Raw genomic sequence first — 26895 nt, forward strand, 5'->3', positions numbered from 1 at the left:
TTGATATATTGTCATGAATCAGATTTATAAAATGATAAGCAACAAGGTGTCCGTATGCTATGGTGAAAAACGTGCTTTATTTGATATAAACTTGAAAATTCCTCAGAATTCGGTTACGGCGCTTATCGGTCCTTCAGGATGTGGAAAATCAACGTTCCTACGCTGTTTAAATCGGATGAATGAAACGATTGATAATTGTGTTTTTACAGGTGAAATTATTTTAGATGGAAAGAATATTTATCAATCATCTGTTGATGTTGTAAGATTGCGTGCTCGAGTTGGAATGGTATTTCAGAGACCTAATCCCTTTCCAAAATCTATATATGATAATGTTGCATATGGACCGCGTATACATGGTCTAGGGAATAATAAAGCAGATATAGATCAAATTGTAGAAATGAGCTTGAAAAAGGCAAGTTTGTTCAATGAGGTTAAGGATAGACTTTTTCACGATGCTTCGCTTCTTTCTGGGGGACAACAACAACGTGTCTGTATTGCACGTGCTTTAGCAGTTAATCCTGAAGTCATTTTGATGGATGAACCTTGTTCTGCTCTTGATCCAATTGCTACAGCTTCTGTAGAAGAATTAATTCATGAATTGCGTGAAAGTTTGACTATTGTGATCGTCACTCACTCTATGCAGCAAGCTGCCCGTGTATCACAGCGTGCTGCGATGTTTCATATGGGACACCTAGTGGAAGAAGATGATACTGATAAGATGTTTACAGCTCCATCTGATCAGCGAACTCAGGATTATATTATGGGGCGTTTTGGCTAAGGTAGTTGTAATTGTTCGTTTTCTTTTTAAGATAGGAGTAGAGAGATGTCTTGTCATATACTATCTGCGTATGATGAAGAGTTAGATTTTCTTTCTCGACGTATTGTTGAGATGGGAATTGTTTCTAGAAAAATGGTTGATTCTTCAGTTCGGGCTTTTATAGAAGGGGATACCGTTCTTGCGCATAAGGTCATCGATAACGATGTTGTTTTAGATCAGTTGGAGAGGGATATAGGAGACAAAGCAATTATAACGATTGCTAAACGTCAACCAATGGCATCTGATTTACGTGAGATAGTTGGATCAATTAAAATAGCTGCTGATTTAGAGCGAATTGGAGATTTAGCTAAGAATACTGCAAAGCGTGTATTGGCTTTGCAGATGTTTGGTGTCCCTAGGAAGTTGGTTTGGACTATTGAGCCTTTGGCAGAGCTATCGTTAGAACAGTTGTCGGAGATTCTAGACGTATATGGTAGTAGATCAACAGAAAAAACGCAGTCGATTTGTAATCGCGATGGTGAATTAGATGCCATGCATACTTCACTATTCCGAGAATTATTGACATATATGATGGAAGATCCACGTAATATCACATTGTGTACACATCTTCTTTTTTGTTCTAAAAACATTGAGCGTATTGGAGACCATGTTACCAATATTGCGGAAACTATACACTATATGACTACGGGAGTGCAGCCCTATAAAGAGCGTGTAAGAAAAGAGGATTGTGAATAGGTTTGGTTATGATCTGAAAAAACTTTTTTTAATTATTCTCCTCCAATAATTCGGTTATATGGGCTTTGTCTAGTGTTTATTTCTTTCCTCAACATGAGGAAAGAAGCGCATATCAGATGCAATAGGATTGAGATACGAGGCACATTGAAAATCAATTCTTTGTTTGCGTCTTGTTTCTTTCTTCTATGTCTAGAGGAGAAGGTTGTTCTATTGTTTCCTTCTTTTCTTCTGTTGGATTCTGGGTCTTGCCTTTAGAAATGCTAACTAAAGCAGGGCGGAGGACGCGTTCATTTATAGCGTATCCATCTTGAACTACTTTGATTATGGTATTAGCAGGTACTGTATCGTGTGGTTCTTCAAACATAGCCTGATGCATGTTGGGATTGAATTTTTGATCTTTAGCATCAATCTTTTTGACACCATATCTTTCTAGCGTTGACATCATTTCACGTCTGGTCATTTCTATGCCCTCAATTAAGGATTTGAGGACGCTTTCGCTTTTCTTTTCGCTATTTGCAAGGTCTAGAGGGGCAGAGTCGAGTGCACGAGAAAGATTATCTGAAACAGATAGCATGTCACGAGCGAATTTCGCTATTGAATAAGATTGAGCATCTTTTTTTTCTCTATCGGTTCGACGACGTAAATTCTCCATTTCTGCAATGACACGGAGATATTTATCGCGAAATTCTTCTGATTGATTCAGAGATTCTTCAGGGATATTAATCTCGGATTTCTCTTCTGCAGTACTTGAATTTGCATTAGAAGGATTTTTTTCTTTGTCAATGTTTTTTTCACTCATGAAAGTCTCCATTGTTTTATTGGCTTGATTTTGTAAAGGTAAAAGATCTTTTTAGAATAATCAGCATTATGACTATTTTTAATTCCACTCACAAGTCTAATAAAACTATACTCGGGAAATAGTTGCCTATCAATGGTTAAAATAGCTGAGCCAAATCTATATCATGATAATTAAGATTTTAGTTCGAAATGATATTTTGGCACTATACTAGATGGACTATAATATGCCAGAAACGCCTCGACGGATTTTTTATCCTAGGGAATCTAAAATATTCTATTGCACTAGATCAATTTTTTTTTGCTTTTTATGACCATCCTTTCATATTAATTTTATTTTAAACATCCTGTTCGTATAGTGAGAGAATTCGCATGGTTTTCACGTAACATAACATAACTATCCGTAGTGATTTATGTCAAAGAACAATAAGAGTATAGTGTATAGGTCAAGAAAAAATAAAGAAAAGGATGTTGGTCTTCTCATATCTCCTACTGGAGACCATTTGGGTTTAGAATATCCTTCTAAGATGGATTTTGACAGAGAAATTATTACTTTGCATGTTGAATCTTTGTTTCGTGTTTCTCCAATTTTACCACTTTTTGTTTTGCTCGTTGCTAACATAGGGACTTGGTTTACTCAAAACCCTATATTCCCTATGTGGTCCCTTATAACATTAGCAGTCTATGCTGCTAATCTTTCACTGGGGAAAAAAGTGATGAATAGTGATATCAAAATTGGGGAAGTATATGTGTGGCGTATATGGCTTCTTGTAGGTCAGATTGCCATTGGATTATGTTGGACTCTTTTGACATTGGTTGAACCGGGAACATGGACACCGGAATATTTGACAATTTACAAAAGTGCGACCCTTCTTATTGCTTTGTCAATTAGCGCATTATCCAATTTCATGCTCCCATACGCTGTTTTTTTATCGTTTTTCCCAGTAGTAGTAGCGCTCAGCACGCAGGCAATTATGAGTATGCATGTTTTGGATATTAGTCTTGCTGGAATGCTTGCTACGGCATTATCTTTTTTCACCTACATTACGTATCATTTGTTTAAATCTAATGTGAAAATTCTTTCTTGTCAGGCTGAAAAAGATGATCTTATTGCTGAATTAGAGGTAGCAAAATCTCTTTCTGATGAGACGAGAAAGCGTGCCGAAGAAGAGAATCTCGCTAAATCCCGTTTTCTCGCATCAATGTCACACGAATTGAGGACTCCTCTGAATGCTATTTTAGGGTTTTCGGAAGTGATAGAATTAGAGACAATGGGTCCATTAAATAATGAAACTTATAAAGAATATATTGGTGATATTCATCGTTCTGGACAACATCTGCTGAATCTCATTAACGAAATATTGGATCTTTCACGTATTGAAGCAGGACGATATGAGCTCAGTGAATCTGCTATATCTCTTATTGATATTGTACGCGAATGTATAATTATGTTACAGCTGAGAGCACAAGAAAAAAATATTGAGATATTTCAAAAAATCGATCCTAGCCTTTCATCTGTATGGGCTGATGAAAAAGGTATGCGGCAGGTAATCTTAAATCTTCTTTCTAATGCTGTAAAATTTACTGCTATCGGTGGGAGAGTGCATGTAACAGTTGGTTGGACTTCTGGAAGGGGGCAATATATCTCTATAAAGGATAATGGTCCTGGAATTGCTGAAGGAGAAATACCGACTGTTTTAACTTCTTTTGGACAAGGATCTATAGCCATTAAAAGTGCTGAACAAGGAGTTGGGCTCGGTCTTCCTATAGCACAGTCTATTATGGCTAATCATGGCGGTCAATTTCTCATTAGGTCTAAGTTGCGAGAAGGGGTTGAAGTCATAGCCATTCTTCCTAATACCCGCGTTTTGAATTTTATCCCTGAAGATAATCATGAATCTACTCAATACAAATGCTATGCATAGTGGTATAAGGTATTTCCACATATTATTTTAGTATTATTTGTGATGTTTTGACTACAAAATGTGGTTTTTTCTTTTTATCTTTATGCGGTGAGAGGTATAGATATTTTTTTGATTCCTGCGATGTTTTCGTCATTGCTTTTGATATCACTATTTGATAGCTATGAGTGCGTGATGATGGGTTTTGACTACTTATTTTCTCGAAATTTATTATCGAAAATATTTTAATAAATGCATTGTTAATTCTCGTTTTTTAAGGAAATATTTTCAAGATCGTCGTATTATACTATGTTGATTCTAATAGTTTAGTTGAATGTATTGAAAATATTTTAATAGATCGTTGCAGGTTGTAGCCATTATTATATGGTAAAAAAGTGCGTTTTTTCCCATTTTTCTTGTGTTTGGTATCAGTTACAATAGTTCTGTGTTGTTTTATGACTTTTATATGATGTAGGAGTAGAGTTTTTAAATATGTTTAAAAGACAGATTTTATCCGTTAAGAGTATTTGCACTGTGGCTTTAACGTGTGTTATTTTTAGTAGTACTTATCTTGTTTTAGAGGCTAAGCTTCCCCCATCCTCTGTAGATCTTCCTCCTGTTATTGCACGCGTTTCTCCTTCTATTGTATCCGTTATGGTTGAGCCAAAGAAAAAGGTATCAGTAGAACAAATGTTTAACGCTTATGGTTTTGGAAATCTTCCTGAAGATCATCCTCTGAAAAATTATTTCCGAAAAGATTTCCATAAATTTTTCTCTGGGGAAGAGCCTATATTATCAGATACAGTAGAAAGGTTAATGTTTGGATCTGGTTTTTTTATTACTGATGATGGCTATATCCTGACGAGCAACCACATAGTGGAGGACGGTGCTAGTTTCAGTGTCATCCTCTCAGATGATACAGAATTACCTGCAAAGCTTGTTGGGACAGATGCGCTTTTTGATTTAGCTGTATTAAAAGTGCAAAGCGATAGGAAATTTATCCCTGTAGAGTTTGAAGATGCTAATAATATTCGTGTTGGAGAAGCAGTATTTACTATTGGAAATCCTTTTAGATTACGTGGAACTGTCAGTGCTGGGATTGTCTCTGCGCTTGATCGTGATATACCAGATAGACCAGGAACTTTTACACAAATTGATGCACCAATAAATCAGGGAAATTCTGGGGGACCTTGTTTTAATGCGTTGGGACATGTGATAGGCGTGAATGCCATGATTGTCACGAGTGGTCAGTTTCATATGGGAGTTGGATTGATTATTCCGCTGTCTATTATCAAAAAAGCTATTCCCTCATTAATCTCAAAAGGAAGGGTAGATCACGGATGGTTTGGCATTATGACTCAAAATTTGACACAAGAATTAGCTATTCCTCTTGGTTTGCGTGGGACAAAGGGTTCATTAATTACAGCTGTTGTAAAAGAATCTCCGGCAGATAAAGCGGGGATGAAAGTTGGTGATGTTATTTGTATGCTTGATGGAAGGATTATAAAAAGTCATCAAGATTTTGTATGGCAGATTGCATCTCGTTCACCTAAGGAACAAGTAAAGATTTCTCTGTGTAAAGAAGGAAGCAAGCATTCTGTTGCCGTGGTTTTAGGAAGTTCCCCTACAGCTAAGAACGATATGCATTTAGAGGTGGGAGATAAGGAATTACTCGGGATGGTATTGCAGGATATTAATGATGGTAATAAAAAGCTGGTGCGTATTGTTGCTTTAAATCCAAATAGGGAGAGAGAGGTAGAGGCTAAAGGTATTCAGAAGGGAATGACTATTGTTTCTGTAAATACTCATGAAGTTTCTTGTATTAAAGATGTTGAACGTCTTATAGGAAAAGCCAAAGAAAAGAAACGTGATTCTGTTCTTTTGCAGATCAAGTATGATCCTGACATGCAATCCGGTAATGATAATATGAGTAGGTTCGTTTCTCTAAAAATTGACAAATAAAAAGAAACCTTGCAACAAGTCGGTGATCGCATTGTATATCGTTAGGGTAACCTTGTTTTTTGCCTCTTGTTGCAAATTCTAGATATTTGGTGTTTCTTAAAAATTATTGATATATTTTTTCTTCAAATTTTTTTATTTTTTTGTATATTCCCAATGTATATGGATACAGGAATTTTTTTTGATTGAGAAGCAATATGAAGGTTCAAGTATGTTCTCGGTTTGCTTGTTCTCCAAGCACGTGAACTATGTGCAATCCAATACTCCATGAATTCTTTCGTGATTGATTTTATATTTTTGGTTCTATTGGCTAATACGGTGCGGATTGCTATTCTCTGGAGTTGCGCTAGTGATTTGATGTTGTTATCTTCTCTATCTTCTTTTAGAATATTTTCTATAAATTGGTTGTCGAACAGCATTGATCAGCCTTGTATGCTTTATGAAATAAGGATAATTTTCCCCACGATATACAAAGACTGTGAATATAGAGTAAAAAATTTTTGAATATTCAAATGGTAATTCTCTCAAATTATCAGGCATTTTTTTAATTGTCACGTATGTATGAAATTTTACATGCCCTATATATCAAAATATTAGCTATTAGCACTTGAGATATTCTGTTGATTTTCCTTTAAACTACCCAAGCTGCGTTGGTTTTAGCAAGAGGTGTAACTCAATTGATTGAGATGAAATGATCATCATGGTTCATTTGATATCGTTTATTATTGAGTGGAGTGTGCTTTTGCGTCAATTTTTTTGAATTGAGAGTACGTACGTTTGAGTTTCTTTATCATCAAAGATTTTTTGAGAGATGTAGATGAAAGATTATCTTTTCTGTGAGTTTGTTGATGTTTCAAGGTTTTCTTTTCCAGAAATGAGGTAATGAGTTCTAAGGCTTTTTGATCTCTTTCCTGACTGGTTGGCATTCCCATAACAACAGCAACTATTGGGTCATCTTTATATCGTAAAGAGGTGACAATGTTAAACCCTGAATTTCGAGTATATCCGGTTTTGATACCGTCTATGTTATGCATCTTATTTAATAACTTATTGTGGTTTGTAATAATTCTATTTCTATATCGGAATTTACGAATCGAAAAATATTTATAGTATTGTGGGAAGTTTTTGCGAAGCAATATGCCAAGAATTGCTTGATCGCGTGCTGTCGTTATTTGGTTTTTGTCATGTAGTCCGCTAGCATTTTTATAAATGGTATTCTGCATGCCAATTTTTTTAGCTTTATTAGACATGAGGATTGCAAACTTTTTCTCTGAACCGCTAATGAACTCTCCAAAAGCTGTAGAAACGTCGTTAGCAGAACGTGTAATCAGTGCTAGAATGCCTTGTTCTGTGGTAAAGTACGTTTTTTCTTTTAAATAGAGTTTAGATGGATTTTGTGTGGCTGCTGTTTTGGATACAGGGATTTGTGTATTTAAGTGTAATTTTTTTGACTGTAAGTATTCAAAAATAATATACAGAGTCATCATTTTTGTTAGGGATGCTGGATAGCGTGGTTCGTCTTGTTTAAACCCAGTCATTTGGTTTTTGTTAACATCAATAACAATACTAGAATATTTGGGTTTTGCATGTAATTCTGATGCCATGCTAATCATTATTATAGAAAGAAAGAGTATTTTCCCCATTAGCTGGATGTTTCTTTGTATGTAAATGGACCCATATGGGTATGTTAGAAACGTTTTTTTTGCTGAAGATTGAATTTTTTGTTGTAACATGTGAAAATTCTGTTTTTGGAATAATGTAAATAGTCCTCGAATGATCTATGAATCCTCTGTTACAGAATCATTCTGATAATAGTCGCGTTCATTTTTATCACGAACACCGTCAATCTCTTAGAAATTAGAATTATATTCTAGTAGAATTTATGACTACTAGATTATCTAGTGACATTTAACTATAGCATTCTTATCTCCTATCTGCTTAATAGTATAGTGTTTATCAAAATGATACAATATTTTAAAATTGAAAAATTATTTTGATAACAATCATATGAAATATTAGCAATATATATATTGATTTTAATGAATGATTTTTTGATTTTAAGTAGAGATATGTGATGATTATATAACTATTATTTCTATGATTTAATATGTTTAACTGAAAACGTTATTTAATTTTTAGTATGCCCATTATTTACTTATGAGATACGTTTTAATGTTGATAGGTGGATAATATATATATGAATTTTTCCAATAACTTTTATCGTTAGTAAATTATTAAAATTTTATATACAAAATTATAGGTGATTTCTACGAAGGTAGGGACAAGATAGAGTTATCTCTTTTATACGATTATGAAGTTCTGCAAAGAGGATAAAAAATGTTTCAAGGTACTCCCGTATTCAATGAGTTTAAGAAGTTTATTGCCCGTGGTAATGTGATAGATCTTTCGGTAGGGATTATAATCGGAGGAGCTTTTAATCGTGTTGTTCAATCTATTGTTGAAGATATTATGATGCCATTGGTAGGCTGTGTCATGGGCAATGGGACTGATTTTTCTAATTATTTTCTTCCATTGAGTTCAGAGATTAAATCTTCGCTTATATCGGAAGCACGTAAACAAGGAGCTGTGTTTGCTTATGGAAGTTTTGCTAGTGTCCTAGTTAACTTTTTTATTTTAGCGGGAGTAGTTTTTGTCCTTATACAATTTATGAACAAGCTGGTTAAGCAGACAGAAAATGTCAAGAATCCTCCTGCTGAAGTACAGTTGCTAACTGAAATCCGTGATTTGTTACAAAAGAATTAAAAATAGTTGGACTTAGCAGTAGGGGCGTCGCCAAATATCGTATTAGAGTTGTATTATATTCTGATTATTTGATGTCTTTTATTTGCATATAACAAAACTATCCTAGGTTTCTTTTATTTTTTCGATTCCATCCCAGAATAGTGAAGCTACATTTTCTCCGCCATTTCGATGGATTTCACGTATGCAAGTTGGTGAGGTGACGTTAATTTCGGTTATATAATCACCAATTACATCGATGCCAGTGAAGAAAAGTCCGCGTTCGCGTAGACTTTCTCCAATGCGTTTGCAGATATCTAGATCAATCTTCGTTAGTTTTGTTAGTTCGGCTTTTCCCCCAGCGTGAATATTAGAGCGATTGTCGACTTCAGAAGGTATGCGATTAACGGCGCCAACGGGTTTTCCATTTAATAAAAGGATGCGTTTATCTCCGTCGCGTATTTGTGGTAAATATGATTGTATCATAAGGGGTTCTGGATATTTTTCGAATAGCATTTCTATTAAAGAAGAGAAATTACGATCTCCTAGTGTGATACGAAATACACCTGTACCACCGTTTCCATATAACGGTTTGATGATGATGTCTTTCATCTCTAAATAGAATCTAGTAATTTGAGTGATATCTCGAGAGATAAGGGTCGGAGGCATCAATTCGGAGAATTCGGTAACAAAAATTTTCTCGGGAGAATTGCGTATCCAAAAGGGATTATTTACTATCAGTGTTTCAGGATTTATTTTTTCTAGAAGGTATGTACTAGTAATATAATGCATATTAAATGGAGGATCCTGACGTATCAGTATGACATCCATTTGTGAGAGATCAATAATTTTCTCTTCTCCAAGGGAGTAATATTGTTCCTTTTTTTCATCTAAGGAAAGTGGTTGTGTATTGGCGTAGATTTTGCTATCGCGCATATAAAGTTGATCTGGTGTGTAGTGAAATATCTGATACCCGCGTACTTGTGCCTCTAATGCTATTGCAAAGGTTGAGTCTTCCTTTACTTTGACAGTTGAGATGTGATTCATCTGAATTGCGATATTACGGATTTTTTTCATGTACAAGACTCAAGATCATTTTTTTAATACGGGCGACTACTGTACACATTAATTCATGATATGACAATAAAACATGTAAATTTTTTCTTTACGCAAAATTAGTCTGATTTTGAAGTTAAGAGAATGTTTGATATCGATTAATTTCTAGTTTTTATAGATAGTTACGTTTTTACCTTCCAATATGCCAAATATTCTTGAGATAAAATTCTTTATAAAAGTGTAACTTTCGCACAAGCTTATATCAGTAGAGACCATGCAGGTAAGTGTATACCATTGTATTCAGTGGGAAAAAAGTGGCTATTTTAGATCAATTATTGCAGTTTTTCAAAAGTGGAACGTCTTTAGGGCGTACGCGTATATTAATTTTGGCTTCGGTCATTCTTGTTCCCATAATGTTATTTATGGCAGCGAGATTTTTCGTGAATAGCCCACATTATGACAATCTTTATGTAAAGTTAGAGGTTTCAGATGTAAATAGAATATCTGTTGCATTGTCAGAAGCTAATATAGATTTTAGAATTTCCGATAATGGTTCTAGTATCTCAGTGCCATCTAGTATGGTGGGAAAGGCACGTATTCATCTTGCTGCTCAAGGGTTACCTAGTAGTTCTAGTAATTCTGGCTATGAACTTTTTGATAAAGTCAATTCTTTTGGTCTGACTTCATTTATGCAAGAAATTACACGGGTGCGTGCGCTTGAGGGGGAAATTGCTCGCACTATACAATCTATTTCTGGGATTGTAGCTGCGCGTGTACATATTGTTATGCCTGATATGGGAAGTTTTCGAAAGATTGGTGCTAGGCCAACGGCTTCAGTTATGATTCGAGCTATTAACCCATCTGTCTATAAATCAGCTGAAGCCATCAGACATCTTGTAGCCGCTGCAGTTCCAAATCTTGATATGGGTGATGTGACAGTACTTGATTCCACTGGAAAATTGTTGACTGCCAATGAAATGGAGAGAAATATTCTTGGAAAATCTCTTAGTATAGTACAGGCTATCCAGCATGAAATTGAAATGAATATTAATAAAGCCTTAGCGGCTTTTTTAGGAGTAGATAACTTCCGATCAGCAGTAGTTGCTGAGTTGAATATGGATACACAGCAGATTAGGGAGATAGTTTATGATCCTGATTCTAAGGTAGAGCGATCTATCCGTTTATCTAAAGATGCTCAAAGATCAGAGACTAGTCAACCAGAATCTGCTGTTACTGTGGAGCAGAATATGCCTCATGTCTCTGATAGAAAAGTGCCATTGCCTCGTTCTTTAGAAAATACTGATAAAAAAGAAGAGCAGAGTAATTATGAGATTAATACCAAAAGTATTGCTACAACTCATGATAATTATAAATTAGAACGTTTATCAATTGCGGTTGTTGTTAATAAAGGGCGGCTTACAGAAGTGCTAGGTCGATCAGCTGATCAAGGTAAGATTGATTCTTATTTAGCAGAAATAAATAAGATAGTTTCTGCTGCGACAGGTATTAATTCTAGACGTGGCGACACCATTACTATTACATCAATGGATTTTTTGGAAAATCAATTGTTCAACTCTGGGACTGTTCAGGTGAGTTTCATGGATATTCTATCGCGTCACTTTGCTACTGTAATCAATGCATTAGTATTTCTAGTAGGCACATTACTTGTAACTTTTTTAGGACTACATGCATTACGCCGTCTCCATAACATAGATGATGCAAAAAAAGGGGAGGTTGGGGGAAAATCTATTTTGAGCCCACCTCCTATTTCTTCCGCGGTTACAACAGGACTAATGCCGAACGATAATATAGCTTTAGATTCTAGTAACCAAGATATTTTTTCACATAGTAGAAATTTACAGTCTCGGATTAATAGTTATGTGAGCAAACAATCAGACCTTCGTCTTTTGCATATGATTGAGATCAACGAGGAACGCTTTGCTAAAATTCTTCGAAAATGGGCTAGATCTGAAATAGAAGATCGATATACTCAACATATTAGCTAGCAATAATACTCTTTTATTGATTTTTAATGGCACATATATCACAAGGGTTAGGTATTCATTGTATCATTATATAACAAAATTGTTTTTTTACTCTTTAACAGATCTCTGAAAAAGAGTAACATGACTGTTGGTGTAGTGTTTTTTTTAGATATTTATTTTTTTAGTGAGTTTACTGTTATTATTTGTGTTTGAAAATTTTATTTTTCTGTCACTTAATTTCTTTTCGATTTTTAGACTTTTTATATTAAGCCGATATAAGTAGAGCTTTTTATATAAGATAAGAAAAAATATTCATTTCCCTCATGTGAAACATGTGGCCAACAAATGTGATTTTGATTGATACTGAAATAGCATATCTTTGAAGGTAATTTGCATCATGAATTTCGAAATACAGCAGGTGAATATTGTTTTAAATAGAGAAGATGAGCAACGGACGTCTTTCGTATCACATCTTCCAACACGCAGTGATTTGTTGGCACGTATGATTCCTTTAGATTGTACGGTTTCTTGGACGATGAGAATGTATGCGCTGACTGAATATGTTGGAGCGAGTCACTTTTTATTAGTGCGGTGGGATTTATTCCAAGAACAAAAATTGGATTCCATAGTGAGTTCTGATTGGCCATTTGATTTAGTACGATGTATGGCATTAAGTGAAAAAGATAAGTACTATAATGTTCTACAACGTCCAACAGAATTATTTTGTCCTGTTTTTCATACGTTGCCAGAAAATATAACTCCACCTGCTGGTATGGATAATCGTTATTGTTCTCTTACATTTGATGTAGCGCGCATACGTATTGGGTTGATGTTATTGTTCCCCAAAGGGCGGATTATTCTACGAGATCGCTTATGGGAAATAGGTTTGCTCGCTGCGTATCAGGCTAATATGTTCAAAAGTTATGATGTACATTGGGGTAAAGACTTCGAATTAACAGGGCGCGAAGTTGAATGTTTGACTTGGATTTCAGAAGGAAAAACTAGTGACGAGATAGCCGTTATACTTGGCATATCTCGTAATACCGTCAACAACTATATTGCGAGCATTATGCGCAAAACAGCTACAAAAACGCGATCTGGAGCCATAGCTTATGCTGTACGTAACAACATTGTTTAAATTGAATTTGTACGAAGTAACCAAATAATTTTGAGGTAAACAAATTTGTCCGAAAATACGCTCACGGGGAAAAAATCATCTAGTCTTCAAGAACTCTCTCCAAGGCTACATTTAATACAAAATAGAATAAAAGCAAGAAATTTTGCTTTGTATACAATTAATAGTGCGCTGGATTTTCCAAGGCGTCAGCAATTGATTTGCGAATTGCATAATTATGATTTGGATAGTGGTGATATTCCCAATATTTTAATCGAGACATATGGGGATGATTTCTTATTTCACTTTAATTCAGGACTTTTACCAATAATATGGCAGAGTATACAAGAAGAAACTGTGATTGAATCGTCAGGACAATTATCCGTTAGATTAGAGGGAGGATTATTGCCATTTGCCGGCATTGCCTTTCCTGTCCGTCTTGGTTTCCATAAGAATGGATATGTGATTTTTACTTCAGAATTTCTGATGCTTGCTAACGAAGTTATTATTGAAGCGCATGGAGCTTGTTATCAAGTAATCACGGATTTTTTGGAACTCTTTAAAAAACGTTCTTCCGCTGCTAGAAATCTGACAGAACGAGAAACTTCATGTCTACAGTTGGCAGGAGATGGTTATACTAGTGAAGAGATTGCCGAAAAATTAGGCTTATCAGTACATACGGTCAATGCATACCTTGGATCAGCAACAGTCAAGTTAGACGCCGTCAATCGCATTCAAGCAATTGCCAAAGCAATTCGTTTTGGATACATTTGCTGATACTTTGGTGATCTTTCCTCTTGGGAATGGTAGGAGATGAGCTTTGTTTGAAAGAGCTTTGAAAATATTAATAGCATTTTGAGGATTACCTACGCAATCCTGCCAAGGTTGATTGCAATCCTTGGCAGAACGGGGTATGTGTTAGATACAAGGAACTAGTTAGTTCTGACTCCTCCTTCCAGTACGTATTTCTCAGGTTCATTGTCATTTGGCTTTTTCTTTTGGATTGCTTTTAATGTTCTTCAGTTCGTCCTTGCATGCTTTGGTTAAATTCTCGTCTTGCGTATGCCTAGCTTCTTCGCATGTCAGTCTTGTGCGTTCAATGTTCAGTCTTGTGCGTTCAATGTCCTTTTTTTCTTTTTGGTATCCATTCATCATATATAAACATATGATCGTAAATATTATTCCCCCAAGAAATTCCATCTCTTATCTTCCTTTGTTTGGATCTTAATCTCTTAGTATTATAAGATATTCCTCACGGTGAATAGGTATGATCAAGGCATCGATCTCCTTTCTTCGCGTTTTTTACCATGCGATACAGGCGTATATTCTAACCAATATTGCTTGCTTTCATATCATGTATCCAAGCGCTTAGTTCCTGAAAGATAGTATCAAGCCACCTTTTTGACCGTTTGAGTCGTAACTCATTCTTGATATTTTTTGGCTCTAATAACCGTTTTTACTCTTTTATAATATCTTTGCAACCCTATATTTTTCATATTTTGTAGTTTTAAGAAGAATGATGATCTTAATAATATGTCATGAACACCTCTTACATGAGAGGTGCGAAAAACTTCTGCATCTTCTTCCATGGTGTACAAGCGTGTTCTTTTCTATCAATGTTCCATTGAATCAGTAACAATATGGACTCCTGCTGTAATAATCTATTTCGATTTAATGTATCTAAAATTCTCTATCGTAGAAGAAAAGATGTGCAACCATTGAAAAAATACTTTAAATTTTTTTATGGTATATTTTGTATATCAGTTGGGCAACTGCTTTATAAAAAACTGGTGGTATGGCGCTATTGATAGGTACTTGTTTAAATAATGATCGTGCTAGTGAAGGCTCTTCAAAAATAGGAATATTGTGTTCATAAGCAATTTTTCGCATTTTTTTAGCAATTAAATTTTGGCCTTTAGCTACTAAAACTGGTGCATCATTTTCCGTTTGTATGTATCGTAATGCTAATGCATAGTGTGTAGGATTAGTTATGATGATTGTTGCGCGCGATGTGGCCTCCATCATCTTGTGTCTTATTCTAGAGCGTGCGATGGATTTTTGGCGATTTTTAATTATAGGATTGCCGTATGATTGTTTTATTTCGTCTTTGATTTCTTGTTTGGACATTTTTAATTTCGAATACCATTGATGGTAACTCCAACCTATGTCTAAAACTGTTAATGTAGCTATGAATAGTAGTATCATGATTAGTACTTTGCGTACTGTAAAAAAAGCATGATATAGTATCGAGTGAGGATTAGCGCTTATAAAATCGAGCATTGTGAAATAATTTTCTGTTAAAGAAATAGTAATGATAGTTCCTACAAGTATTATTTTCACAAATGATTTCATAAAGTTGACTAAATTATTGATACTGTAAATTCTTTTTATCCCTTCACGTAACGATACCCTTTTAAAAGACGGTTTAACATGATTCAGATTAAGAACTGGGATTCTTTGTATTAGATATGATCCAATACCAAACATCATAAAAAGCAATAGTCCAGGTATTACTAGTCTACTAGCGCTTAGACTTAAATGTGTCAAAAGAAAAACTATATGGGAGATGTCTTCTAATTTTCGTTGTGTAGCGCTTGCAAGTAAAACGTGAAGATCACTAGTTACACTATAGATTCCTGGAGAAAAGAAGAATAATAAATAAATGAGACAGGCTAGTATTGAAGAAAATAAAGATGCTTCACGTGAAATAGGTGCATTGCCTTCGTTGAGTGCGTCCTCAATTTTTTTAGAAGAAGGGGCTTCTGTTTTATTATCAGGTGCATCATTTTCAGACACATTACACTCCCTATCTTATTTCTTTTACTTTTTAGTTATTCACCTAATTATTTGCGTATCACTGCTTATTTTATGGGATTGCTTAGCTCTATTTTATTTGTTTTTAAAAGGGAAATCGCTTCTTGTACTATAGAACGACGAGCCATCGCGACTTCTCGTGGAGCTATGGAAGAATCATTAAGGACAATATTTTCCTCTATTATTTTGCGTTGACGATTACTGAGGCAATGAAGTATTGCGTTTTGAGTTTCTATAGAGGTGCCATGAAGGGCTTTTCCTAGTACTTCAAGTGATATATTATTGAATACGATGGATAGATCGTGGGAAGATAAAGTGATTAGATCGTCAAAAAGGAATACTTTAGGACGTACTTTGTCGAAGGCTTCTTTGCTCACTTCCTGCAGAGAAGTGAGAAGTTTATCAACTTGAGGTTTTTCAAGTTCATTTATAAGGTTGGCTACTTTTTCTGGTCCTGTACTGGTATTGGAGTTCGATTGAGGTAGCATTTCTACAATGCATTTTTCTATAGTTTTTTGTATATAAGGGCTTATTTTTGGCAAATTGACGGTACGTTTCATAATATCAGCATGTATTTTATTGGGGAATCGTAATAAAACACTGGCTCCAATTGATGGTGGCATCATGGATAATACATAAGCAGTGGTTTGAGGATGTTCTTTTGATAGAAAATCTGCTATAACGCCGGGATCGGTTTCTTTCAAGTGGTCCCAGATAGAATTGTTGTTTTCTTGGGATATATCTGATTTGTTGAGCAATTTCTCCAACTCATTTTGTTCCAAGCCTTCTTCGAGGATGCTTTCTATATTCTTAGAGTTTTCTGTAAGTCCAATTCCTGCAATGAATTGGGATTCAAACTCATCAATGATATCTTCTAGTTCTTCAGGTGATATTTCTGGTAATAATTTTGCCGAAGCAACAATTTCTTTTAATTCAGCATGTGTAAAATGTCTTAAAAGTTTCCCAGAAACTTGTTTTTCCATTGCTAAAAGGATAGCTGTTGCTTTGTCTTTTTGTGTAAGAGAAACGGGCGAAATTTCTTTATAAAGATTTTTGAAAGATACTGTATCTGTTGTTTTGTTCAAAACCAATACACCTTTTTATTCAGTTTATATGTAATTATTGACAGAGAAAAAGATTGTATTAAAAGACAATTTTTACTGAGCGTTTAAAATTTCTATTACCCGCACTCCAAAGTGTGTATCATCTTCTTCCATGATTGTTATTTCTCCCTTAGCTATTTTTTGATTATTTATTGTAATATCCACGGATTCTCCTACGCGTTTATCGAGTGTGATAACGTCTCCTTTAGATAGATTGACGAGGTTAGAAATTTGCATGCAACAAGATCCTAATATAATTTGCATTTTTACTGGGATATTCATGATAAGATCAAAATTATCAGTCGATTTTTCAAGTATATTATTTGAATCAGAGGATATTGGTTCCGATATATTATCAACATCATTTTTTTGAATGAGCATTTCACTATTATTGGTTGGAGAAGATACATTCGTATCTTGTAAGGGATTGTCGATATGCATTGATCTACCTTCTAAGTTATCTTTTATGTAAGAAATTTTTGAGACTTTTTTGATCAAAATTTATTCTATCTGTTATGCGAATCGTGTAATTTTTCCCAACACGACCTAATTCACAGGAATAAATTTCTTTTCCATTTGCACTTAAAATGGCACATGTCTTTTCTCTATGCAAAAAAGGGATTACTTGTCCTATTTTTAAGGTTACAACGTCTTTCAAGGTGGTTTTTTTGAGATTAATACGAGTATCAATATTTACGTTTAATTGATATGTTTTTCTCGCAAATGGATCAATTAAATCTTCCGATTGATTTTCTGATTTATTTTGTGAGGATAGAGATATTAGTGTGGTTTTAAGTAATGTTTCTTGGGGTATAATCAGGACAAATGATGATGCGACATTTTCTATTGTCATGTTCATATTAATTGTTGTCACAAATTCGTTAGATAATCGGTTTGTATTCTTCTTCAAATAATCAATATCGTAAAAATCTTCAAGATTAGGAGAACTCTCTTGAGTAGTGGATATACATTGATTAAGAACAGCAGATATTTGAGCTATAGTGCGCTTTGCTAATTTCTTTTCAACGGTTGATAAAGAGCGATTATATAACTGTGGTATTGTTTCGTGCGATGCCCCTAATAGGTTTTCAAGGAGTGTAATGACAAGATTATTGCTACAACCAATGAAAAAATTAGATGACCAGCTACTTAAAGAGGCTTGAGAAAAAACAAAGTTTTCTTTGAAGGAATGTATAATGTGAGAAAATTTTCCTGATTGGCAACTAGTATAAGAGATATCTACATCGAGATCCATTTTTTCTTTGAATATTTTCGGCAGAAATTTCTTGTATAAATATCCTAAGCTAGATGATATTTTTTCAATAGTTTTCTTATCTCCTAACTTGCCTGTAAGACGAGCGAGTAGTATAGGATGCAGCGGAGATGTATTTTTATGTATGGATTGTCCGCGCATATTTTAAGATGCTTTCTTATTATGATTGTATTGTAGTACTTCCTGTGCCACAATTTCTATGGAAGGTCTTTCAGACAAAGGTAGTACTTTGCGCCCATATTCGATGGCTACTTGGGGTATCGCCCCATTCATATAAGCAATGAGTGCTTTTTTCACTATGATGTACAATCTATGTTGTTTTAATCTTGTGGATTTGATCTGTGAAGTGAGAGGATTGCAGAGGGAGTATGAAAGTATAATTCCCAATAATGTTCCAGTTAAGGATACTCCGATTGCTGTTCCTAATATCTTGGGTGATTGTGATAGGTTTCCCATAGCCTTGATAATGCCCAGTATAGCACCTACTATTCCAATGGCAGGTAAGGATTCGCCCATGTGGGAAATTGCATGATAAGGTTTTAACTTTTCATATAATATTATATCAATTTCTTCATCCATGAGATTTTCAATTTCGTAGCTTCGAGCATTTCCAACTATTATCATTCTCATATAATCACAAATGAAAGTTGTTAATTCATTATTCTCTAGAACTGTCGGTATAGAAGTGAATATTGTGGAGTTGTACGGATCATCTATATGATTTTCGGTTTCATTGCGAGATCCTTTTTTTAAATTGTACATTAAAATGTACAGTAGTTTTAAGACGTCGCAGTAGGTGTCTTGCCCCAATGCTTTGTATCCGAATATTTCTAATAAGGATACTCCTGAATCCTTGATAACTTTTAGGGGATTTGCCATGACAAATCCTCCAAGTCCAGCTCCTGCTACAATGACTATTTCAAATGGTTGAATTAGAATGTATGGATTGCCTCCCATGGCATAAAATCCACCTATGATACATAAAATTGTTATAAATAACCCTATGATTGTACTCATCTATTCATAACTCAAATTTGGACTTTCCTGTAGTGATCAAAATATGGAGTTAGACTTGTGTGAAGCTATTATGGATGGATCTGTCGTTTACTGACAGTCTTGCGCAAGTCTTTAAAGTATAATGTTAACTAAAGATTAAAATGATGAGGAGCAGGAATGAATGCAGACATCTTTTAACATTGGTCTTGCTGCACAACTTGCTTTGGAACAGAGACTTTCTACTGTAGCAGATAATATGTCTAATACCGATACTGTGGGTTTTCGTACGATTAAAGTTAAATTTTCTGAAGTTGTAGGTGCCATCAAAAATGATATTGATCAAAAAATATCTTTTGTTGCATCTGGAAAGGAATATCTTTCAAAAGAAGTTGGATCCTTTATAAGTACGGGAACGGAATTAGATTTTGCTCTAGAAGGAGATGCTTGGTTTGCATTGGAAAGTCCTAGAGGAATTATTTTGACTCGGGATGGTCGTTTTAAGGTTACAGACGATGGATCATTGGTATCGGCAAGTGGGAAATATCCCGTTCTTGATATGGCAAGTGTACCAATTCAGATACCTCAAAAGGATGAAATATTTAACGTGGGAGAAAAAGGAGAAATATCTCAAAAAGGTAAAGTGATCGCGACCATGGGGCTCTATTCTGTAGATATGTCGCAAGGTTTTGTTCGGCGCGAGAATAGCGGGATATCGCCTAATATTCCTCCTACACCTCTTGAGGATCTTTCTGGAGTAACGGTTAAACGAGGTTTTTTAGAAGATTCTAACGCTAATTCTATGTATGAGATGGGTCAGATGATTCATTTAACACAAAAATTCAATTCTATTACTACGTTAATTGACGAGAATGAAAAATCCATGTTGGAGGCGATAAGAAATATCGCATCGTAATAGTATTTCATATCAAAGATCATCAAGAAATATGCAGAAAAATTTGGAAACGTTAGCACAATTAGCAGAGGACTATTCTAAGAATCTAGTGGTTCAAGGTGGTTATATAAGTAGCATTACGTCTGTTTATTATACGGTTACATGCTTATCTCAATACGTGTGTTTGGGGGATTTTGTTGTCCATCAAGGAAAAAATTCGGATAATTTAGGTCAGGTCATACGTATTAATCTGGATATTGTATACATTTGTCCCGTAGGAATAGGGGAAGAAATAAGTTTAGGGGATTTGGTCTTTCATTGGGGGCGCTTTCGAATTTCGCCTAGTGCATGTTGGTGTGGACGTGTCATAAATGCATTAGGAAAGCCTATTGATGGAGATGATTCATTAGGGAAAGGTGATCTATCCATGGAAATTATGTCGAAAGTTCCACCTGCTATGAATCGTCAACGAGTTGAGAAAGGATTTAAAACGGGAATACGTGTTATTGACATATTTACCCCACTTTGTCATGGACAACGTATTGGTGTTTTTGCTGGTTCTGGAATAGGGAAATCAACGTTGTTGTCAATGTTTGCTCGTTCTGATTGTTTTGATAAAGTTATTATATCTTTAGTAGGTGAGCGTGGACGTGAAGTACGTGAATTTATTGAAGATTATCTTGGAGATAATTTAAAAAAGTCAGTTGTAGTAGTAGCAACAAGTGATGAGAGTCCAATTCTTCGTAAAATGGCACCATTAACAGCTGTCACTATTGCGGAGTATTTTTCTTCTAAAGGAGATAATGTACTCCTAATACTAGATAGTATTACAAGGTTTGCACATTCTATACGAGAAATTGCGACAAATTCTGGGGAATTACCTGTTGCACGAGGATATCCTACTTCAGTATTTTCTGAATTACCTCGCCTTTTAGAGCGTATTGGTCCTAGCGAAAAAGAGAAAGGGAACATTACAGCTGTTATTTCAGTCCTTGTAGACGGAGATAATCATAATGATCCGATAGCGGATTCTGTTCGTAGCATTCTTGATGGGCATATTGTTTTAAACCGTTCTTTGGCAGAAGAGGGACGCTATCCCCCCGTAGATCCTCTTGCATCGGTTTCTCGGCTTGCTGATAAGGCTTGGAGTGCTGATGAGAAAAAATTGGTTTCTTCTTTAACCCATCTTATCCATCGATTTGAGGAAACTCGAGATATTCGTCTTATAGGTGGATATCGTCCTGGAGTTGATCTCATTCTGGATAAAGCTGTTCATCAAGTACCTATTATTTATGATTTTTTGAAACAATCTCCATCGGACTTATCTTCAGAAGATGTTTTTCAGGAAATAACAAAAAAATTACAGTGACAGCTTTATTCTAGTGAGCAATAGAACAAGAGATGGTAAGGTAATATCATTCAATTGTATTGTTTAATTATTGCCGCATCTTTTTTGTAAGGTACGAAGATAATCGACAAAGAAATGAGCTTTAAAGATTGAATTCTCAACTATTTTTTGTCCGCTTCTACTAAATTTCACTCATATATTGTCATTAATTCAAAGGTTGTTCCTCTCCTGTTTCTGCTAATAAATGAAAGGGTAACTTTTCTCTCTACGATTTTCCCATGACTCATTTTTTCAGTCTTATTTCCAAATATCCTTTAGTCGTCTCACCTACCTAATACCGCATCCAAGAGAACGTTCGCCTCAAAGATGTACTAGGCTATCCCTGATACGTGTCTGGAGATGTTCGTATTCAATGGTATTGGATATCTTGGAGGACATCTTCCTCCGAGAAGAGATGTTCTTGTCTTTTATCCTGCTATTTTTTATTTTCTCTGTTACTTTTAAGTCGAATTTTTCTCTAAAAATCTATGACTTTCGAGAGATATGCCGAAATCCATGACAACATAATCTTTTTTAATAACGCTTGGGAGAATATTAGGATCAACAGTTCGTAATTCTTACCCTACCATTTGAATAACAACAGATTTGTAAGAAGATGGAAGAAAGAGAAAATACAAGAGCAGATTTGACAAGCCCATCCCTCAATTAGAACAGCAACATTGAGCAGTACTTGAATTTTATTTGTGCGAACCCATCCAGAACTTCTTTGCTGAATTTTTCCCCTATCTTCTCCTAAATTATCTCAGCCTTAATTCCATTGGCATAGAAAGATTCTATTACATCATTAGTAGTCTTTTCTTATACCTTTAGATGAAGGTTTCTATCAATTGCCATGGACTCATTATACGAATAGTAGATTTGTGAAATTACGATATTTATCGATCGTTTTTTATGGTATTTTCTCTTCTAGAAACTTTATAGGATCCATTGCTATTGCATTTTTTCTTAATTCAAAATGCACTTGAGGGTGTTGTGCATTTCCACTTTTCCCTGAGAGTCCGATGGTGTGTCCGCGAGATACTTTTTGTCCTTTTTGGACATAAGGTGTATCAATATGGCTGTAGACGGTTACTATTGAGTCATCATGACGGATTAAAATCGTATTCCCTAATTCCACAAGATCATTGCCTACATAAATGACCATGCCATCTGCTGCCGCCTTTATTGATGTATTAGGAGGGGTTAAGATATCAACGCCGTTATTATTCTTTTTGAAATTAACTATATTTCCTGTAACAGGCCAAAAATACTTTCTAAGTTTCCTCTGATTGTTTTCGATGGTTTTGGGAAATAAGTAATTGCTTGTATTTTTATTACTGACAGTGTAGGCGTGGTTATTTTTTTTATGATGTATATTTTTGATTTCTTGATTATTTTTTATTTTTAATCTGTGATTTGTGTCTTTTAAATTATTTATATTTTTTCTAGGAGGGATTAACTTTTTTTCTTTCACGCAAACATTAGGTTTTAAATTATTTGGTAAGGGAATTTTTGTTTCTAAATTTGTATTATCGAAGGTATTTATATCAGTGCGTAATCTTTCTTTTAAAAGAGCAATGTGATCAAGTATGTTATTGTTAGCATTCTTTGGAGATTCTTGTTTGTTTTGTGATGGGATATTAATAAGAGAATACTGTAAATTGTGATTTTTTTTTTGTTCTAATAATCTGTGATAATCGATAATCTTTCTAGATGGGATTAAGATATTTGCTGTATTTGCGGTGCAATCTGTTGGTGATAATATTAGAATTATCCCAGAGCTTATGCTCATCAAAGCTTTATGTATTTGATGCGAAAGATAAGGAAATAATGTGCGAATGTACCAAAAGCTTTCATTTATTTTCCCTTTTGACATGATGTTTTTATGGAGTTTTAGTTTGTGTTTGATTAAAAATAAAATAGTTGATCTCATCCCAAAGCTCCTTCTCTAGAATTGGTCATTTCTTTGTTGAGCAAGAAATTGATAAGAGATACCTTTATTATATGTTGTAAAATACCTTTTCAGGTATTTTTGCTCGGGATCATGTAGGTCTGTTGAATCCAGCACTGTGATGCTTTCTTTATTAAATAGAATCTCATGTCAAGAGGATAGCAACTCTATTGTCGCTATATATGTAATCATGTTTCAAGGGATAAAGAGATATATTGTTGAGAATTATAATCGGTAAGATCGGTTGTAATAGGTGTCACCGAAATCATGTTATGTTGTATTGCAAAAGCATCAGATTTTTCACATAGATTTTTTAGATGATCGCCAAATGTTAAGCAATAATGAGACATGTTATCGTTTGTAGATATTTGCTTTGCGTCAATTGAAAAACAGGGTTTCCCTTGTGCAGTGACTACTGTTTTTTGTACTTCTTCTGGAGAACAGCGGGGAAAATTAATGTTACATAGAGTGGTATTAGGAATCTGAGTTTTCAGTAATTGGCGTAAAACGCGAGGTGCATGTGTCTCTGATACTTCCCAAGGAATCATATTTTCGTAGGTATAGGCTTGGCTGAGTGCAAATGAGCGAATTCCCTGTAAGCTCCCTTCGAATGCAGCTGCTAATGTGCCAGAATACGCTACATGATTAGAGGTATTGGTTCCGACATTTACTCCGGATAATATCAAGTCTGGCTTTTTGTCAGACATTTTTTGAAGAGCTATAACAACGCAATCGACTGGTGTGCCATGAACTGCAAAGCGTTTTTTACTGATTGTACGACAAGCTATATTTCTAGACATTGTTAAAGAATTGGCTAGACAGCTTTGATCCATTTCTGGAGCACATATCCAGATATCATCTGAGATGCTTCTAGCTATATTTTCCAAGGTTATTAACCCTTTGGATTTAATGCCATCGTCGTTTGTCAGTAAAATTCTCATTTGTTACTCCAGAATATGTTCTTTTTTGATTACTGCTAAATTATTCATATATGGTCGTAAAACAGTTGGAATGGTAACGGAACCGTCTGCATTAAGGTAGTTTTCTAAAATTGCAATCAAGCAACGTCCTACCGCTACTCCTGATCCATTAAGTGTATGTGTAAATTTTAAAGATTTGCTATTTGGATCGCGGTATCGAGAATTCATCCGTCTTGATTGAAAGTTTCCACAAGTGGAACAAGACGAAATCTCGCGATAGAGGTTTTGACCCGCTAACCATACTTCTAAGTCATAGGTTTTACAGGCACTAAAGCCAAGATCTCCAGTGCATAATGATACGACCCGATAATGCAAATCTAATCTTTTAAGAATTTCTTCTGCGCAAGATAGCATACGTTCATGTTCTGTGAAGGAATCTTCTTCTCTAGTTATAGAGACAAGTTCGCATTTCCAAAACTGGTGTTGTCTTAACATGCCACGAGTATCTCGACCGGCAGATCCTGCTTCTGATCTAAAAGAAGGTGCTAAAGTCGTAAAACGTAAAGGTAGAGATTTAGATTCTATTATTTCATGAGAATAGAGATTAGTTAAGCTTACTTCGGAAGTTGGGATAAGCCAGCGTCCATCGGTTGTGCAAAACATATCATCTGCAAACTTTGGAATTTGTCCTGTACCATACATTGCTTCATCACGGACTAATAAAGGAGCAGATACTTCAGTATAACCATGTTCTGAAGTATGAAGATCGATCATAAATTGACCTAATGCTCTTTCTAAATGGGCAAGGTGACCTGTTAATACCGAAAAACGCGCTCCTGATAGTTTAGTAGCCCGATCAAAATCCATCAAGCCGAGTGCTTCGCCGATTTCAAAATGTTCTCTTGATAGATGTATTGCACTTGGCTTTTTGCCCACGGAACGTATCAAAATGTTTTCATTTGCACTTGTTCCTATAGGAACTTCTTCTAAAGGAACATTAGGGATACAAGAAATCAGCTTTTTTAATGAAGAACACACTTCATGTTCTTCCTTTTCTAGTATAGGTAGCTGTTCTTTGAGAGTAGAAGTTTCATTTTTGAGTGCATCAACAAGAGATAGATTGCCTTCTGCTATAGCTTGTCCAATTTGTGCAGAATTGGAATTACGACGCGCTCTTATATCTTCAATTTTTTTGATCAAGATGCGATTTTTTTCATCTAACGATAAAATGTATTCAGATTGAGGCTCAAGATGGCGTTTTTTCAAAGCTATATCAAGATGTTCTGGATTTTGGCGAATCCATTGTATATCCAACATCATGTTTCCCTATAATCCGATAACACAATAGTCAACTTTAGCGTAGAATCACGCTTTTTTATATCATAGATATTTTAATAGAATCAATAGAAAGAGATCTTAAAGGAGATAAGAGTGATTTCCAAAGGATCTTGTTATGTTGTGATCTATAAAACAATATTAAAAACTATTTGCAAAAGATAAATTTGCAACATGGATCAAAATATTAAATGAAACAAAGATATTTGTTCGCCATCAAAACGAGGAAGGCTACATAATAATGGTTAAAACAATAAAAATGTTCATTAATTAATTTTCTTATACAGTGAAATTTATTCTAGTATAATGCCGTTCATAATAACTTATCTATCGTTATTATTCTGCATAGGATTAGATCGAGAGGCGAGAGGAATAGGATTTTTCTTTTGTTTTGTAATAGGTTTTCTTTGAGGTTGTTTTTTTTCTCGAAGATTTATTCGGGGCTTTTTATCTTTATTGGTATTTGTAGATATCAGTTGTGATGAATTTCCTTTTTTTGTTGGTGTTGCGCCTATATCTTTTTTTTGTAAGGAAGCACGATGGAAGGATGCTGTGTTGTGCTTTTGCTGATAAATGTTAGAAAAAATTTTGTATATATTACGAGGAAAATATTTTAAGCTGCATATTAAATGTAATATGCTCTTAAAGGTGCATGTAAATATGATACACAGCAACATAATAGTGAGAAGATCAAACCAATTTAAATACGACATTTAGCAATTTCCATTTTAAGATCCCGATAATGCCACATATTTTATCATATTTTTCTGGTTCGATCTATATATGAGAACTTAACATGTACATGTGATGTATTATTTGTTTTTTTGCATGACTATATTTGTATGAGTCTATGATGATTGCCTTATTATATATATAAAAAAATGACAATTTCTCCATTACGATTTTGTGATACGATTCATCAAAGTACGATTATGAAATAAGAAAAATGACTGTAACTCAATGTGATCTTCATCATCTTTTAAAGTAAAATTAACTTTATTGATAGAAATTCCTTTTAAGGTTGTTCACAATGCATATTGTGTTCTACCACTTGGTATGTTTTGCAATCGCGGAAATATGAAAGGATGTTTTTTTGAATGATTGAAAAGGATTCCTTTGAAGACGCAATACTTAAAACTTAAAGCCCTTGTGTAAAGCTTGA

Annotated in this window: 22 protein-coding genes; 10 read left to right on the forward strand and 12 right to left on the reverse strand. The window is 34.8% G+C overall.

Features of this window, described 5'->3' with window-relative positions; genetic code table 11:
* Window positions 1-13 precede the first annotated feature (13 nt).
* Window positions 14-778 (forward strand): phosphate ABC transporter ATP-binding protein PstB, encoded by a 765-nt coding sequence (gene pstB / locus CD16_RS02530; protein WP_015452457.1) that lies wholly within the window; start codon window positions 14-16, stop codon window positions 776-778.
* Between the two features lie 45 nt (window positions 779-823).
* Entirely contained in the window at window positions 824-1513 is a 690-nt protein-coding gene (gene phoU / locus CD16_RS02535; RefSeq protein ID WP_015452458.1) for a phosphate signaling complex protein PhoU, read from the forward strand.
* Between the two features lie 151 nt (window positions 1514-1664).
* Here phoU and grpE read toward each other — a convergent pair whose 3' ends face one another.
* Complete coding sequence (gene grpE / locus CD16_RS02540) at window positions 1665-2312, reverse strand: nucleotide exchange factor GrpE (protein WP_015452459.1); 648 nt, start codon at window positions 2310-2312, stop codon at window positions 1665-1667.
* 409 nt (window positions 2313-2721) lie between these two features.
* Here grpE and CD16_RS02545 point away from each other — a divergent pair, with 409 nt between their 5' ends.
* Window positions 2722-4233, forward strand: a complete 1512-nt coding sequence (locus tag CD16_RS02545; RefSeq protein ID WP_040055302.1) for a sensor histidine kinase — start codon at window positions 2722-2724, stop codon at window positions 4231-4233.
* A gap of 468 nt (window positions 4234-4701) precedes the next feature.
* Complete coding sequence (locus CD16_RS02550; RefSeq protein WP_015452461.1) at window positions 4702-6171, forward strand: trypsin-like peptidase domain-containing protein; 1470 nt, start codon at window positions 4702-4704, stop codon at window positions 6169-6171.
* 122 nt (window positions 6172-6293) lie between these two features.
* On the opposite strand, the gene CD16_RS02555 is transcribed toward CD16_RS02550, so the two are convergent.
* Window positions 6294-6587, reverse strand: a complete 294-nt coding sequence (locus CD16_RS02555; RefSeq protein WP_015452462.1) for a hypothetical protein — start codon at window positions 6585-6587, stop codon at window positions 6294-6296.
* A 303-nt stretch (window positions 6588-6890) separates the two neighbouring features.
* Window positions 6891-7772, reverse strand: coding sequence for a D-alanyl-D-alanine carboxypeptidase family protein (locus tag CD16_RS02560; RefSeq protein ID WP_238556185.1), 882 nt, complete (start codon window positions 7770-7772; stop codon window positions 6891-6893).
* 733 nt (window positions 7773-8505) lie between these two features.
* Between CD16_RS02560 and mscL the strand changes: the two genes are divergently transcribed.
* Complete coding sequence (mscL, locus tag CD16_RS02565) at window positions 8506-8931, forward strand: large conductance mechanosensitive channel protein MscL (RefSeq protein ID WP_015452464.1); 426 nt, start codon at window positions 8506-8508, stop codon at window positions 8929-8931.
* A gap of 102 nt (window positions 8932-9033) precedes the next feature.
* Here mscL and gshB read toward each other — a convergent pair whose 3' ends face one another.
* Window positions 9034-9984, reverse strand: a complete 951-nt coding sequence (gene gshB, locus CD16_RS02570; RefSeq protein ID WP_015452465.1) for a glutathione synthase — start codon at window positions 9982-9984, stop codon at window positions 9034-9036.
* A 293-nt stretch (window positions 9985-10277) separates the two neighbouring features.
* Here gshB and fliF point away from each other — a divergent pair, with 293 nt between their 5' ends.
* The 3 genes from fliF (at window position 10278) to CD16_RS02585 (ending at window position 13839) form a co-directional block, all read left to right on the forward strand.
* Window positions 10278-11969, forward strand: coding sequence for a flagellar basal-body MS-ring/collar protein FliF (gene fliF, locus CD16_RS02575; protein WP_015824893.1), 1692 nt, complete (start codon window positions 10278-10280; stop codon window positions 11967-11969).
* Between the two features lie 376 nt (window positions 11970-12345).
* Entirely contained in the window at window positions 12346-13086 is a 741-nt protein-coding gene (visN, locus tag CD16_RS02580; protein WP_015452467.1) for a transcriptional regulator VisN, read from the forward strand.
* 45 nt (window positions 13087-13131) lie between these two features.
* Window positions 13132-13839: a helix-turn-helix transcriptional regulator gene (locus tag CD16_RS02585; protein WP_015452468.1), complete on the forward strand. Its 708-nt coding sequence runs from the start codon at window positions 13132-13134 to the stop codon at window positions 13837-13839.
* 954 nt (window positions 13840-14793) lie between these two features.
* On the opposite strand, the gene CD16_RS02595 is transcribed toward CD16_RS02585, so the two are convergent.
* The 5 genes from CD16_RS02595 to motA all read right to left on the reverse strand — a co-directional run bounded on the left by CD16_RS02595 (window position 14794) and on the right by motA (window position 19269).
* Window positions 14794-15858 (reverse strand): EscU/YscU/HrcU family type III secretion system export apparatus switch protein, encoded by a 1065-nt coding sequence (locus CD16_RS02595; RefSeq protein ID WP_015452471.1) that lies wholly within the window; start codon window positions 15856-15858, stop codon window positions 14794-14796.
* Between the two features lie 65 nt (window positions 15859-15923).
* Window positions 15924-16961: a flagellar motor switch protein FliG gene (locus CD16_RS02600; protein ID WP_015452472.1), complete on the reverse strand. Its 1038-nt coding sequence runs from the start codon at window positions 16959-16961 to the stop codon at window positions 15924-15926.
* A gap of 72 nt (window positions 16962-17033) precedes the next feature.
* Window positions 17034-17420, reverse strand: coding sequence for a flagellar motor switch protein FliN (fliN, locus tag CD16_RS02605; RefSeq protein ID WP_236301235.1), 387 nt, complete (start codon window positions 17418-17420; stop codon window positions 17034-17036).
* Between the two features lie 16 nt (window positions 17421-17436).
* Window positions 17437-18393, reverse strand: a complete 957-nt coding sequence (locus CD16_RS02610) for a FliM/FliN family flagellar motor switch protein (RefSeq protein ID WP_015452474.1) — start codon at window positions 18391-18393, stop codon at window positions 17437-17439.
* 3 nt (window positions 18394-18396) lie between these two features.
* A complete protein-coding gene (motA, locus tag CD16_RS02615) occupies window positions 18397-19269 on the reverse strand; it encodes a flagellar motor stator protein MotA (RefSeq protein ID WP_015452475.1) in 873 nt (290 codons plus the stop codon).
* A gap of 160 nt (window positions 19270-19429) precedes the next feature.
* Here motA and flgF point away from each other — a divergent pair, with 160 nt between their 5' ends.
* Entirely contained in the window at window positions 19430-20161 is a 732-nt protein-coding gene (gene flgF, locus CD16_RS02620) for a flagellar basal-body rod protein FlgF (RefSeq protein ID WP_015452476.1), read from the forward strand.
* Window positions 20162-20192: 31 nt separating this feature from the next.
* Window positions 20193-21509 (forward strand): flagellar protein export ATPase FliI, encoded by a 1317-nt coding sequence (locus CD16_RS02625; protein ID WP_015452477.1) that lies wholly within the window; start codon window positions 20193-20195, stop codon window positions 21507-21509.
* 928 nt (window positions 21510-22437) lie between these two features.
* On the opposite strand, the gene CD16_RS02630 is transcribed toward CD16_RS02625, so the two are convergent.
* From CD16_RS02630 to serS, 3 genes are all read right to left on the reverse strand, one after another.
* Entirely contained in the window at window positions 22438-23460 is a 1023-nt protein-coding gene (locus CD16_RS02630) for a murein hydrolase activator EnvC family protein (protein WP_015452478.1), read from the reverse strand.
* 206 nt (window positions 23461-23666) lie between these two features.
* Window positions 23667-24419, reverse strand: a complete 753-nt coding sequence (surE, locus tag CD16_RS02635; protein WP_015452479.1) for a 5'/3'-nucleotidase SurE — start codon at window positions 24417-24419, stop codon at window positions 23667-23669.
* A 3-nt stretch (window positions 24420-24422) separates the two neighbouring features.
* Entirely contained in the window at window positions 24423-25715 is a 1293-nt protein-coding gene (gene serS, locus CD16_RS02640; protein WP_015452480.1) for a serine--tRNA ligase, read from the reverse strand.
* Window positions 25716-26895: the final 1180 nt, after the last annotated feature.

This window comes from Candidatus Liberibacter asiaticus (assembly GCF_000590865.3).
In the GTDB taxonomy this organism is placed as follows: Bacteria; Pseudomonadota; Alphaproteobacteria; order Rhizobiales; family Rhizobiaceae; genus Liberibacter; species Liberibacter asiaticus.

Excerpts from the sequence above, each read along its gene's own strand:
- pstB (WP_015452457.1), top strand. The coding sequence starts at position 14 with ATGAATCAGATTTATAAAATGATAAGCAACAAGGTGTCCGTATGCTAT.
- phoU (WP_015452458.1), top strand. The coding sequence starts at position 824 with ATGTCTTGTCATATACTATCTGCGTATGATGAAGAGTTAGATTTTCTT.
- grpE (WP_015452459.1), bottom strand. The coding sequence starts at position 2,312 with ATGAGTGAAAAAAACATTGACAAAGAAAAAAATCCTTCTAATGCAAAT.
- CD16_RS02545 (WP_040055302.1), top strand. The coding sequence starts at position 2,722 with ATGTCAAAGAACAATAAGAGTATAGTGTATAGGTCAAGAAAAAATAAA.
- CD16_RS02550 (WP_015452461.1), top strand. The coding sequence starts at position 4,702 with ATGTTTAAAAGACAGATTTTATCCGTTAAGAGTATTTGCACTGTGGCT.
- CD16_RS02555 (WP_015452462.1), bottom strand. The coding sequence starts at position 6,587 with ATGCTGTTCGACAACCAATTTATAGAAAATATTCTAAAAGAAGATAGA.
- CD16_RS02560 (WP_238556185.1), bottom strand. The coding sequence starts at position 7,772 with ATGGCATCAGAATTACATGCAAAACCCAAATATTCTAGTATTGTTATT.
- mscL (WP_015452464.1), top strand. The coding sequence starts at position 8,506 with ATGTTTCAAGGTACTCCCGTATTCAATGAGTTTAAGAAGTTTATTGCC.
- gshB (WP_015452465.1), bottom strand. The coding sequence starts at position 9,984 with ATGAAAAAAATCCGTAATATCGCAATTCAGATGAATCACATCTCAACT.
- visN (WP_015452467.1), top strand. The coding sequence starts at position 12,346 with ATGAATTTCGAAATACAGCAGGTGAATATTGTTTTAAATAGAGAAGAT.
- fliN (WP_236301235.1), bottom strand. The coding sequence starts at position 17,420 with ATGCATATCGACAATCCCTTACAAGATACGAATGTATCTTCTCCAACC.
- CD16_RS02610 (WP_015452474.1), bottom strand. The coding sequence starts at position 18,393 with ATGCGCGGACAATCCATACATAAAAATACATCTCCGCTGCATCCTATA.
- motA (WP_015452475.1), bottom strand. The coding sequence starts at position 19,269 with ATGAGTACAATCATAGGGTTATTTATAACAATTTTATGTATCATAGGT.
- flgF (WP_015452476.1), top strand. The coding sequence starts at position 19,430 with ATGCAGACATCTTTTAACATTGGTCTTGCTGCACAACTTGCTTTGGAA.
- CD16_RS02625 (WP_015452477.1), top strand. The coding sequence starts at position 20,193 with ATGCAGAAAAATTTGGAAACGTTAGCACAATTAGCAGAGGACTATTCT.
- CD16_RS02630 (WP_015452478.1), bottom strand. The coding sequence starts at position 23,460 with ATGAGATCAACTATTTTATTTTTAATCAAACACAAACTAAAACTCCAT.
- surE (WP_015452479.1), bottom strand. The coding sequence starts at position 24,419 with ATGAGAATTTTACTGACAAACGACGATGGCATTAAATCCAAAGGGTTA.
- serS (WP_015452480.1), bottom strand. The coding sequence starts at position 25,715 with ATGTTGGATATACAATGGATTCGCCAAAATCCAGAACATCTTGATATA.